11 protein-coding genes are annotated in these 12,133 nt (G+C 41.9%); 3 read left to right on the forward strand and 8 right to left on the reverse strand.

Going from position 1 to position 12,133, the window contains the following annotated elements; translation table 11 throughout:
* Positions 1-72 precede the first annotated feature (72 nt).
* The 5 genes from EHV15_RS35635 to EHV15_RS35655 form a co-directional block, all read right to left on the reverse strand.
* Complete coding sequence (locus EHV15_RS35635) at positions 73-714, reverse strand: hypothetical protein (protein WP_128636003.1); 642 nt, start codon at positions 712-714, stop codon at positions 73-75.
* Positions 715-1,816: 1,102 nt separating this feature from the next.
* Positions 1,817-3,895 carry a hypothetical protein gene (locus EHV15_RS35640; RefSeq protein WP_128636004.1) on the reverse strand — a complete coding sequence of 693 codons (2,079 nt, stop codon included), beginning with the start codon at positions 3,893-3,895 and terminating at the stop codon, positions 1,817-1,819.
* A 48-nt stretch (positions 3,896-3,943) separates the two neighbouring features.
* Positions 3,944-4,141: a hypothetical protein gene (locus EHV15_RS35645; RefSeq protein WP_128636005.1), complete on the reverse strand. Its 198-nt coding sequence runs from the start codon at positions 4,139-4,141 to the stop codon at positions 3,944-3,946.
* A gap of 23 nt (positions 4,142-4,164) precedes the next feature.
* Positions 4,165-4,605, reverse strand: a complete 441-nt coding sequence (locus EHV15_RS35650; protein ID WP_128636006.1) for a hypothetical protein — start codon at positions 4,603-4,605, stop codon at positions 4,165-4,167.
* A 532-nt stretch (positions 4,606-5,137) separates the two neighbouring features.
* Positions 5,138-5,758 carry a DUF5052 family protein gene (locus tag EHV15_RS35655; protein WP_128636007.1) on the reverse strand — a complete coding sequence of 207 codons (621 nt, stop codon included), beginning with the start codon at positions 5,756-5,758 and terminating at the stop codon, positions 5,138-5,140.
* A 273-nt stretch (positions 5,759-6,031) separates the two neighbouring features.
* Here EHV15_RS35655 and EHV15_RS35660 point away from each other — a divergent pair.
* A protein-coding gene (locus tag EHV15_RS35660) for an IS630 family transposase (protein WP_218571273.1) occupies positions 6,032-7,028 on the forward strand; the annotation gives its coding sequence in 2 pieces (ribosomal slippage) (positions 6,032-6,474 and positions 6,473-7,028; 999 coding nt in all).
* A 462-nt stretch (positions 7,029-7,490) separates the two neighbouring features.
* Complete coding sequence (locus EHV15_RS35665) at positions 7,491-7,823, forward strand: hypothetical protein (RefSeq protein ID WP_128636008.1); 333 nt, start codon at positions 7,491-7,493, stop codon at positions 7,821-7,823.
* A 131-nt stretch (positions 7,824-7,954) separates the two neighbouring features.
* Here EHV15_RS35665 and EHV15_RS35670 read toward each other — a convergent pair whose 3' ends face one another.
* The 3 genes from EHV15_RS35670 to EHV15_RS35680 form a co-directional block, all read right to left on the reverse strand.
* Positions 7,955-8,374, reverse strand: a complete 420-nt coding sequence (locus EHV15_RS35670; protein ID WP_128636009.1) for a hypothetical protein — start codon at positions 8,372-8,374, stop codon at positions 7,955-7,957.
* A gap of 392 nt (positions 8,375-8,766) precedes the next feature.
* Entirely contained in the window at positions 8,767-9,477 is a 711-nt protein-coding gene (locus tag EHV15_RS35675; protein WP_128636010.1) for a hypothetical protein, read from the reverse strand.
* An 82-nt stretch (positions 9,478-9,559) separates the two neighbouring features.
* Positions 9,560-9,871: a hypothetical protein gene (locus EHV15_RS35680; protein WP_128636011.1), complete on the reverse strand. Its 312-nt coding sequence runs from the start codon at positions 9,869-9,871 to the stop codon at positions 9,560-9,562.
* Positions 9,872-10,698: 827 nt separating this feature from the next.
* Between EHV15_RS35680 and EHV15_RS35685 the strand changes: the two genes are divergently transcribed.
* On the forward strand, positions 10,699-12,120 hold the full coding sequence (locus EHV15_RS35685; RefSeq protein WP_128636012.1) for a DUF2325 domain-containing protein: 1,422 nt from the start codon (positions 10,699-10,701) through the stop codon (positions 12,118-12,120).
* Positions 12,121-12,133 lie beyond the last annotated feature (13 nt).

Raw genomic sequence — 12,133 nt, forward strand, 5'->3', positions numbered from 1 at the left:
GGGAAACCGGCTCTTTTTTGTTCCATGAAAACAATAGAGAACTCCAATTACCTTACAAGCTAACTTCCGGCATCAGATCCGGAAGAGGGTGTTGAGATCGAATTCATTGGAATATTGAATGTTGTCGAACATTCCTGCTTGATACGCAAGAATCTTACTGACATTCCAATGGATTTTATACATGAGCTGACTATGTGGATCTGCGATCAATTGCATTTCAGTTCCATTGAAAAATAAGTTAGACATAATGGCCCCCTTGCTTTCCTTGAGCGCCTGGTGAGCTCTATGGTTCCCATCAATAATGATAGCCTCCATCACCGGAGCGTAAAGAACGACTATGATGGGAATGTTCAAGTCAGGAGTGCCCTTAACATAGCTTTTGAGATCCGCTTGGTTTGTCTGGAGTGCTACCTGCAGATACTCCATCGGAAAAAGGCCTGGACTCATCCTCTTTGCCAGATGAATGGCCTTATCGATATCCCAGAATACAGTATATTCTGTAAGGGGGTCGATAGTCATTTGTTTTATAAACACTTCGATGGCCAGTATTTTCTCACGAGGTACAAACGGAGTACTTGCCAGCTTTTCCTTATATGTATCCAGTTCCCCTGCTAGGTTAGGGAAACTTCTAACCATCCTTTTATTTAATCGCTTGTTCGCTTCACCGCTGCTGATTCTTCTAAAAAGGTCATCGAGTTTCTTACTAGTAATCATGTCATTACCTCAACTTTCAGCTCGGATTATGATATACCAACATTATACACCGTACTATACTCTCTGACGATTTGCCGCTGAAATGGGCGGAACGACACCGCATAACCCGCTCCAGTCATTGGTTTAGAAAAAGAGAGGTAACCCTTTTATTTACCCCCTAGATGAAGAGCGGTTTATGGTCAGTAAACAATATCGAAGTATGGGAGTGGACACAAAAACTGACTCGATTCGCCAGACATCAGAAAATCGACAATTATTTGTCCCTCGCGATGAAGTTATCGAAGAACCCAGTAAAATCAAGGCTTTGGCCCTCCATCATTTAAGAAAGGGAAAGATAAAACACCCCCGAAAAGAAAGAAAGATACGTTAGCGAATGGTTGGATATCCGATAACGTACCATCTTGTGATCTGTTCATCAGCATAGGCACAAACGGGGCGGTTTATCATTATATTAGAAGGGCTCCCGAGTGTGAATGATTTATCTAATCCATTATTAATTGTACAGATATGCTTAGTACAATAACATCTAAGTTGATTATTTTTGTGTTAATTTGAATTTGAACGATCGAAGTATAGAAAGAACTCTCTTCTGTTAGTTGAAGGCAAGAGGGTTTATGCTCATAATTGTGTAGTGACACGTTATGTTGATCGATCGTCAATCTTTTCGTCGTGAGAAGGAGTTCAAAGAGACGAATTCTACGAAGGTATTCTGATTTCCGTATAGAAATTTAAATAATACTACTAATGGACTGCGACGTCCACATCTTATCTATTCCTCTCGATAGGGAAGAACCGCTAAAAAAGAAAAAGACCAGTGTGCAGTTCGTAGACCGAACTACTCTCCTAGTCCCTGTGATCATGAAGTTACCGTAGACCGGTTTTCCCCCAACCACAATTTAAATGTAACTTATCCGTTGAATTATAGCAAGTATTTGACCTGTCGGAATAATAAAAAAAGCGATCGAAAGGTAAAGTAAAAACCCGCTCTTTGAATCTAGAGGAAGCGGGTTCTTCATACACTAATAATCGAGGTAATCTCAGTGCATCTTTCCGTACTCGTACATAGGTGACGATTCCGTCTAGAAGACAGATGTATTGATGTTCACTCTGATTTGGCGTAGAAGTTTTTGTAGTACTCAAATATGAATTTCGTCCTGGCCTGTTCCGTTGTGAAACTGACTTCAACGCCACCTGTCATTTTCTCACGATAACCGGTTTCTGTCCTTGTTTGTCCGATCTCTATACCATGATTCATGAGTAGTAGTTTCTCCATAGCTGAGAGGTTTTCGTATTCCGGATTTACTTCAAAGAAGGAGTATTCATTTGAGATTCCGTCAAAAAATTCGTACACCAACGCTACTTCATGCGGCGACTCCTTTTGCAACTTGAGGACGATTTTTTCTGCCAGTTCCGGATCGATTCTTTTGTATTGGTAGATGTCAGCACTACTAAAGTCCAGTCGGAAGAAATGACGTCGATCCTCCTCTTTGGAAAAATCGAACATGGGCAGTACATCCTCAAGATAGTAGGCCAGATATTCGGCTTGATTATGAAACGCGCCGTGAGAGCGGCTTACATCCGAAATGACCTTAAAGAACGCATACCCTTCGTCAGTCGTATAAAGCCACCTGATTTCTTCCGGTGTTATTGCTTTTCGTAGAAATTTATAACGTAACAACCATTCAATATCCGACGATTTTTCAAATGAAAATCTACTTGGACGAAATTGTTCGCTGGCTGGCCCCTTTTGAGAAACAACTTTGTACAGATTCGTATCCAACTTTAGCGTAAGAGCCAATTTGAAAAAATTCCGGATCTTGTCATGATACTCAAGCGGAATTTCGTTTATGATAAAGAATTCACCGCCGGGATAGTTAGGCTCACTATTACCTGCAAGCGAACCTAGTTGTTCATAGATGGAATGATAGTGCGTATACATGCTAACTTCTTTATTAACAAAAACAGGATTTAGTTGGATCAAGCTGCCGTCCTTTTGATACTGCAGAGAAACCGATTTACGTTCCTTATAATTGCCTGATGGAACTTGAATGGTTTGAGTGTCTAGAAGCATCTTGGAAAGTGGGCCATTTGCATATTTTTCTACGATCCAGTACGAATCTTCCAGTAGACGGAGTGCAGCTTGAATCACGATAGATCTTGCATATTCCTTTGCTTCTGTGATTCTCGGCGGCGGTTCAAGCAATCCGTTCCCAAAGGATGTGATTTTCTCAGTAATTCGCAAACGAAGTTCCTCAAAGGTCTTATTATCTGTATTCTCGCAAGAATGGTACCACGATTTGATATAAGCGAGAAATTGTTCTATTGTATCAAATCGGTTAAGAATCGTTTTCGCTGGATCGTATCGAAGGCAGCGGATTAAAACAGCGTACATATTCAAAGAGGAGTCTTTCAATTCCATGTTTTCAAAAAAAGCTTCCCATGGTTTTCGTTCCAATATCTCTGAAGTATATTTCTTTATACCGAGTCGAACCAGCTTCTTTTGATCTTCAGGGTAATAGATATTGAATTCATTCATCATGTCAACCCATTGCTTTTTTGTGATTCTTGACATAGGGATGTCCAAATGCTTCAGTTCTTGCTTCATCAACGACGTCTTCTCTTCGGAAACAACGATTTGTGTTTCTGTTGCTTTGCCTTCAGACTTAGTTGCCTTTTCCGCCTCTGCCTTAGCAGCTTCGATCAAAATGAGGGTGTTCTTTCGAGCATCGTTGATCTTATCGATAAAGAGATTAACTTTTTGTCGTGTGTTCATATCTTTGATTTTCGCATCTCGTACCCGTTCAATCATCGATTTAATTCCAGCGAGTTCATGTAGCTGCCACTCGAAGCGGAGCCCCTCGGAGTTGAGAACCCGTTCATCAACATACTTGATAAACGCCATCAGGTTTTTGATGAAATCCTCCGCATGTTCAACTGGGATCTCAACATCTTCGCGTTCTAACTCCCACCCTATGGTATTGCCGAAAACCACAGGTTCACCGTGCAGGTGCTTATATAAATTGAAGGTTCGCCCTTGCCGAAAATACCGGTATAGGAGTTCTAACCATACAACTCGCTTTCGGCCCTGGTCAATAGGAGCACTTGTTGTCGCCAGAAAAATTACCGAAGCCAACGGTAGTCCGGAATATTTCGAGAAGTTTTGTTTTACTGCTGTGTCCAAAAGTTATCAACTCCTATTTTGCGTATTATAGGTGCCGCAAAGAGACGATTATGTTGCATGGACAGAGGTTTTCATAGGGGCAAGAAAATAAGCGACCTCAGTGTTTTGGAAAAGTTCACCCTCAATGATTGCAATTAGTGCTGCTTCGCGCTTCTTTGATCCATTTCCTACAAAATCAAGAAATTCCTTCACAGGAACAACGTTTGAATCACCAGTTACTTTGTTTAATTTCGTGACGACATTCATCGGAGTAGTCCCCCCTTTCTTTGTTAGTCGTATTGTTTGTTATCGACGCGTTCCAGTAAAATACGAATGGCTTCAGCCCATGCGCGATACCCTTTGGATTTTTTTTTGAACTCCCGCATTATGCTCTCCAGAATATGTCTATAGGCTTTATTTTCCTTCTGGAGATCCGTTCTTTCTGGGTTGAGCAGTTTCCTTCTCAGACTAAGATCGTCGTAATTGTCGCTCTGACCGGTCGTGCGGAGATATTGGAGGGCATCCAATAAATCAGTAATGGTTAAGTGGCCAAGCCCTTTGGATTCCTGTTCAATCAGCATCTTGACTGGTATGCCATTCCTAAGAAAATGTTCCATCCGGTCACCGGATAATTGGAGGTATTGCATCTTATTGAATATGTCCAACGAGAGGTTGGTTGCGTTACTTTCATCATCATTGGAGGAAGCGGGTCCCGGCACCAAATCTTTCACTACGTTCACCTCTTTTCTCACTAAATAATCGCTTTATTTATATTTTACAACGAGTAGGGAGAAGCCGCGCGTTTGCGAACCCCAAAAATGGATTATCTCGCTAAGAGTAGACGGAGTAAACCATGTAAACTGTGGTAAACCAATTTTTATTTGAAGTAGACAATGGTTTACCGGATTCTACTTGTTCTACTGGATGAACTGTCGGAAACAAGCCAAGCAGTGAGCATGAGGTAGGGTGGGGTGATCGTGTATTTATTTAGTGAATTATTCAGCTTAATTAATATGTTCTTAAAAGTATTCAGAATTTTGAATATATGCATGTTCAGTAATACTTATCATTTAAGTTTTGTTGAATCTCGCCGGAAAGCACGTCGAAGAAGTGAAGAAATTCCTTTATGAAGTCATCTGCGAAATATCTTGAATGTCTTTATTCGGGCAAATGAAAGGAAGCACCAACAAATGGCCGATTGCCTTTGTGATGGTGCTCCTGGTTCGCGGAGAATATCCGCTAATTGTTCCGTATCCGTCTTGGTCATTGCTCCTGGAGAAGCGAAACATCATAGATGGAGTAATCGCAGCGATAGATAAAGAGATACTTCCCATCTATCAGAATACCGGTGGATTTATCTACATCTGTTGCAAAATAAGAAACCTGATTCCCAACGTAGGTAGCAAGAGGCTTTCCGCTTTGCGAGCGAATTAGAATTAAGAGATTCTTGCCAGTTGTCATGTTGGACATCGAGTTAACCAATCGATTTAAGAATGGTGTTGACCGGTCGAGATTCTTGATGTTTATAGTCTTTGCAAATTCCTCGAAAATATTGTGAAGGTCCTTCTCTGCCAAAATCAATGAACTGCCGACGTGCATCATTGGTTTTCCGCCTACCGTGATGCTTAATACTCCTGAATTTTTGATCTTATTGCCTTGACTATCGATCGTAGAAAACATATCTTCAGGGCCAATATCAATAGATCTCGCCTCGATTCTATCGATGATATTGCTTTCTTCATCGTACGTTTGAATAATTGCTTCGCGGCCTTTTAAGGCGCTTTTCATCTCACCTACTTTGTTCTCCAAGAAGTTGCATCCGGACAGTATTGTTGTTAGCGACGCCAATAAAAGAAGGACCAGATAGATACTGTTCTTTTTCATACTCTTTAAATTCTCCTCTACTATCGTAATTAGTACTGTGATCGAAAAATCTAATATAAATCGTAATACAGGTAACATGCGCCCCTCAAATTTTGCAGGAGCATATTTATATATTCGGCAATAGATAGTTGGAATAATTTTCTGGACAGTGAGAGCAGAGTCGTATATCGTAAAATTATTACTCTATGAGCCGGTGAGGTACGACAAGTGAAACTGCCAAAACTTCTTGAAGAAGATCGGAACAATCCTGAAATTCTAGCGATTAAAGCGGCCATGAAAGCAAACAAAGACTTGAGAATGCACGAAAGATATCAAACGATCTTGCTTGATCTACAAGGCGTGTCCAAGAAAGACATCAGCAAGATCATCGGACGTTCTCTTTCCACTATCTACAATTACACCAATGCCTATCATCAAGAAGGCATTCAAGGGTTGAGAATCGAAACGCCTCCGGGACGTCAGCCTTTTCTGAGCGCCGAACAAGAGCAATATGTCTATCAAACGGTTGTCAATCAGACACCTGCGGATGTTGGCTTTCCTGCAAAAATGAATTGGACTTCACCGATCATCCGAAAATGGATTGAGCGAGAGTTTGGCGTGTTGTATTCGGACCGCGGAACCCGAGAACTGCTTTATCGATTGAAGCTCAGCTTCACGGTGCCAACGTACACCCTGGCCAAGGCAGACCCTGCGAAGCAGGAAGCATTTGTGCAGGAGTTTGAAGCCTATAAAAAAACTCCTGAACGGTGAAATCGACCGCATCTTGTTTATTGACGAGTCCATGATTCGTGACTACCAAGCGCTATCCCGAACCTGGTTTGCCAAAGGCCAACAGAGAATCGTCCCCACCTACGGCAAGCATCACGGAGCCAAGTTGATTGGTTCGCTGGATTACGAGACAGGAGAGGTGTTCTGCACACAAGAAATCCAATATACCGCACAAGAATTTTTATCTTTCCTGGAAAAACTGTTGCAGAAATACGAAAATCAGAACATCGTCCTTGTACTGGACAATGCGAAAATACATCACGCGGCGTTGATCCAACCCTTTTTGACCGAGCATCAGTCCGTTCTCACGTTGTTGTATCTTCCTCCCTATAGCCCGAAGCTGAATCTCATCGAAGGACTCTGGGGCTGGCTCAAGGAATCGGTCATTAATAACGTCTTTTTTGATACGGTTCAGAAAATTCGCAAGGCCGTTCAAGGCTTCATCCATGAGATCAATAAAACACCCGAAGTGACTGTCGATAGACTCTGTGTGCAATTATAAATCCCTACTGCCGAATATATAGAGAGTAATTATAAATAAAAAGCACAAAAAACTGAACACTTAAATATTGAGTTCTATAATCATATAAATATTATAAAGATTAATACATAACTGAGTGTTTTGTTAAATAGTTTGTTAAATAGTTTGTTAAATAGTTTGTTAAATAGTTCACTGTGATGTCGTTTTTATATCAGTTCAGTGAGTGGGGCAGACTTCAAGAGAATTTGTTGATATCGGTAATCATAATAAGAAGAAAATAATGAGAGTTCTCGCATCCTTGAAAAATCGGTATACGGACTTACAAATCGATCTCAGTATGTACCTTCCGATACGGATATAAGAGTAAGTAGAGGTAAAAGAAAAGACGGGGCGCGGAGCTACCGACAATGCCAGATCCAACTGCTCGGGAGCCGATATATTTTCGACTCCCAGTGCAGCGGGAGTCATGGGAGGCATAAGGAAATGCAGTACCTGAAGAGTGAACTGCACTATCGGCTTGAAGATACACCAAACAAGGTGAAGCCCGCTCCGAATATCAAGATACATACGAATGAGACACGCCAGGTTTGGGCGCTGCTGCAAGAAGCGGGCTTACAATTTTTTGGAGTTGTCCGTCATTGGAGAACCATTGTTGGCACAGGTGGTACGTATCTTGTGTTGCCACCACTTTATGGCGAAACTCCGATAGAAGAGCTTTTCGGAACAGAAAGCGGCTATACATATACGCAGATTCCAATGGGTGGTCCGATCGAGGATGATCTCTCCTGTGAAGTCATCAATGCAGATAGACTGTAGCCACTTTTACACCGCAATTCCGACCGCATAGGATAACTATGCGGTCTTTTACACTGTCCAGCGAGTCTCATGAAGCAACTTCATTAACGGAAGCTTCGAACCACTGAGGGGGCAAATCTATATTATTTAGACTATTCGAATTTTTTGGTGGAATGGCGTCGTGAGATTTTCAGGATTCCTCTTTCTTCCGCTATATTTTTGTAATATTTCATTTGTTCATCTAGGCTTTTTCCATCAAGTTTTTTTGGATGTTTAATCCTGTAACTCAATTCAAAATCAAAAAAATGAATTTTGATTTCATCATGATTCACGTTACTTAAAGTAGCTAGTTCTCTTATTCGTTCATCCGAAATAAGATGTGGATTTCGCAACTCTTCCGTTGTCATAATGTTCGTTAACTTTTTTAGCTCCTGATATTTTTCATCAGAGATGAATTTAATCCGCCCTGTACCTGATTCCCAACAATCTGCTTGAAATCCTCTATTGAGCGTTCTTAAGTACGCGTCGAAAGTAATTATGGAATTTAGATACTCGTCTATTTTTTTGAACATCTCATCGTCACCCTTTAGTTTTCAGTAATTCCGCAAAAAAATCCGAATCCGAATACCATTAACTATTTGCTTTTTACAAAAAAACTTATTAAGACTTTCGCAAATAGTCTCGTCTGAAATTTCCTCTATACCTACACCTCGGAACCCAACTGAGTTTTTCACAGCTTCTAAAGCATTCTTAACTCTCTCCGCTATTATCAATCATTTTTGATTTCTCCTTTGACTCAAACGATATTAGCTTTTGACGTGCCCCAGTGAAATTCAAATTCAATTTTCCTGGAGCTCCGAACGCCATCGGGCGGCAGGGGAGAGCGGCAGACCGTCCTGTCGGATAACACGTTCCTGGTGGCTCTGAGTCCAGAAACGGAGCAGTCGTGAGTCAATTCGTCTGATCAATCACCGTGGCCAGGTGTGATATTCTTTTTAAGTGAATCTTCAATGTATTTCATAACGTCGGCCCGTTTTGGGTCCCACACCGGTGTACGGTCACCGGTCAAAAGTTGATCAGGTTTCGGTAAGGGATTTCGCGCATTCGGATTTTGAGATCGTTTGTATCGGTCATGAAATGCATGTTTACTAATACCAAGTGCTTCTGCAAAAGTTTTTGAGTTCCACATTCTAACTCGACCCCAGCCCTGTTCTTCACATCTGTAAATGTATTCGCGCCCAAATAAATTCAATCTTTCAGCAGCGTTTTCAACGTGTATAAATTGGATTTCAAAGCCCTTCTCGCTTACGAAGGCATCGATGGTATGATCCCTTACGTCGAATAAAAATAAATCTGTATGATAATTGTAAGGATTGGTTATCTCATACAATAAATAAAGCCGTTTGAATCCAATAAGCTTGCGAAAAACATGGAAGGTGTCATCTTCAGATAAATTCAATTTTTCTGTCACGATATTTAGTAGGTCAAGTTGGCCATCGAATTCATGAGCTTCAAAAATTTCCGGTTCGTTTTCGCCATCGAATAATTTAATCGTCCTTCCGATTAAATCGATGCTTGTATATCCGCCTTGTTGTTTATTCAAGTATTCACCATTTACCGTCAATAGTCTATACTCATAGTCACCAACTTGTTCCCACGCCAGCAGATTTTTCATTTTTGTTCCTCCTTTTCCGCAATACACACCCAAAATCTCACTGCAATTTGATCACCAAAGAAAGAATTGTATTCTGACGACCTTATAACGTTCGCAAAAACACTTGCAACATCTGCCAAATAAAATAATCTCGATTCGCTTCACGAACCTTTCTAGGATTAAAACTCAGTCCAAACGTTTCGATATAAAATTTAGCAGAATTGTTATCAAACACCGCTCGCTCAATCTTTTTGCTACCTTCCTTAAGTTTCTTTTCGACTTTTTCGTTCCACCGCTCACGATCTCTATACCACTTTTCAAACTGAACCTTGGCTGCTTCAAAAACCTCCCGTAAATCCGTTCTTATTTCAAGAGCCCACTGTACTTGCTTTTCGCTACCGATTAATTCAACCATGCACCTTATAACCTCCTTTTTTCGTTTTATCCGAGCATTTATATTTCAATAATATTCCATGTACTTTACTAAGTAAAAGGGAGCGCAAAGTAAATTTCGTATGGTTTCTCAGACCAAAAATCAGATCATCCGATACGCTTGCAGTCGTAAGGATATGACTCGAGAACAGTCAATAGACTTCTGGAAGATCCGCAATGTAACGGATTTTGGTGATACATATGGTCTTGATCGTGTATCTAGTTGCCGAACCCCATAATAAGCTTTCTTTTCAGTCATTCATGAGATCAGGAAAACGGGTTCTTTATCTAATCGCTGCCGATCAGAAAGCCCTGTGGTTCCACGTTTCTCTGGTCAAGTAGTTGGTGTGTCGGCGCCTGGTAGTACCGCACACAGTTTCTAACCTCTCAAGCCCCAAAGTCAATGTTGGCCGAGGCCCTCGCAGTTCCCCAGGCCATCGCCGTATTAGTATCCCGGATTGCAGCACAGAGGAATGCGCGACTTCCCGCCGTTATCAGGGAAAAACTCCTCGGTACTTTACCCCTAGTCCGCCTTCGGCTGCAAGCCACCAAAACGAGTGGCCCCCGCGGCTCCTTCACCCTCCAGAGCTTCTGCATTCTTGTCGCTCGCCGATCGCAATCTAGTGAAATATACGTCTCCATTCACAACGAGAGTCAGCAAATTACCTCGGGAGACCGTCGTGGGACTTGCCGAATGTAGTAAAAATATTGTCTTGGCTAACTCTGCCTATATGTTATAGTTAAAATAAGGAACTTGTTCTACAAATAAGAGGAAGCAAAGCATCTGTTCATGGTCCGGAAGGTGATAAATTGAACGACGGAATTAACTGGAATCTCCCTGTTCATGTCAGAGTCTATTTACATGGACGGTGTGTATCCTGTAACGCAATTAATGAGATGGAAATACACGATTATGGATGCTTACCGTATCGTGAATTGGAACAAGCCATGGATAAAACCAATCATCCTATCAAGGATCTGGTTTGCCAACAATGCGGAATTAAGTACTCACCAGAGCATGTAGTGTATCGTGAGGCAGGGAGCAAATCTGATATTGTACGTGTAGGCATTATGTACGGTTCTGTAATGTCTCCCGAAGAAAGTGCCGCTGTTACCGAGGGACATGATCGACGATTCGATATTTTTAAATCCCAGGAAAAAGAGTTTTGGTCAGCGTATGCTGATTTTGCCTTGGAGGACTGGCGCGCATCAGTAAACGAACTCCTGCGGGCGGAGATTGAAGAGGGGTATGCTGCCTTAGGAATGTCTCATAACTTTCGGACAGATCAGCATGCTCGGAGGGATACACTTAATCGTATTCAGGACAGAGCTGCTTTTTGGCAAGCAGCCAACCGATACTTTATTTATAATGAGTTGCTCGATATTGGCGCAATAGGGTGGACACCGGAGGTTTATACCAAGCGGTATGGTCTTCGGCGTTCACAATTTGCGCTACTGCACTTTCCGGTTGCAGAAGCACACGAAACCCTCCGAATACAAGCAATTGGTAAACTGTTTCGGCGTGATAAAGGTGATAATGCATTCTTGCTTCAGCACATTTCAAAGCAGTCTGAACAGATAGAGTTAGCAAGAAAACGAATAGCAGAAATGTACAGAACCATTGAGGTACATAAAGCGGAGATAGCCGAGGGGCAACGTAAACTAGCTAACGCCTATGAAAAAATACGAACTCTTGAGGATCACCGAATTGAATCTTTCCGTGATCCGGAAGACAAACAGAGGCTCCGAGAACAGAAAACTTTTATCGGAGAGTTGCTTACTGAATTACGACGCTTAAGGGCGTTGGTGCCGGTGGAAGAGGTAGAAGTAGAAGAATCGGGTGATCTCGAGCATGTGGTGCCGATTCAGGACACTAATCCCGACTTGTCCCAGCTTTCCGATATTACTATTGCGATAATCGGTGACTTACAAGTACCGCAAAAGGCGTTAGAGAAGTATCCGTGTCGCATCTTGGTTAACGACGGGAATAAGCTCGATCCCGACTTTTATGCAGTGTTGGCCTCAGCGAATGTTCTGGTTATCCTTACCCGAAAGATTTCCCACGCTGCTATGTGGGAGACGAAAGCGCACGCGATCGAAACGGGGAAACCATTTCTCCCCAGTCGTATGGTTAATATTATGCAAATTTTAGTACATGTCTTCCACCTCTGTAAGAAAAACGGAATGCTACAAGTCATCCAGAGTGGAGAAGAAGCCACCGGCTGGCGCTAGATAATCCAGTACT

The organism is Paenibacillus oralis (assembly GCF_003863965.1).
In the GTDB taxonomy this organism is placed as follows: Bacteria; Bacillota; Bacilli; order Paenibacillales; family Paenibacillaceae; genus Fontibacillus; species Fontibacillus oralis.

Bases quoted from the DNA above. Each gene is read 5' to 3' on its own strand.
- EHV15_RS35670 (WP_128636009.1), bottom strand. From the start codon at position 8,374: ATGTTCAAAAAAATAGACGAGTATCTAAATTCCATAATTACTTTCGAC.
- EHV15_RS35680 (WP_128636011.1), bottom strand. From the start codon at position 9,871: ATGGTTGAATTAATCGGTAGCGAAAAGCAAGTACAGTGGGCTCTTGAA.
- EHV15_RS35645 (WP_128636005.1), bottom strand. From the start codon at position 4,141: ATGAATGTCGTCACGAAATTAAACAAAGTAACTGGTGATTCAAACGTT.
- EHV15_RS35675 (WP_128636010.1), bottom strand. From the start codon at position 9,477: ATGAAAAATCTGCTGGCGTGGGAACAAGTTGGTGACTATGAGTATAGA.
- EHV15_RS35665 (WP_128636008.1), top strand. From the start codon at position 7,491: ATGCAGTACCTGAAGAGTGAACTGCACTATCGGCTTGAAGATACACCA.
- EHV15_RS35635 (WP_128636003.1), bottom strand. From the start codon at position 714: ATGATTACTAGTAAGAAACTCGATGACCTTTTTAGAAGAATCAGCAGC.
- EHV15_RS35655 (WP_128636007.1), bottom strand. From the start codon at position 5,758: ATGAAAAAGAACAGTATCTATCTGGTCCTTCTTTTATTGGCGTCGCTA.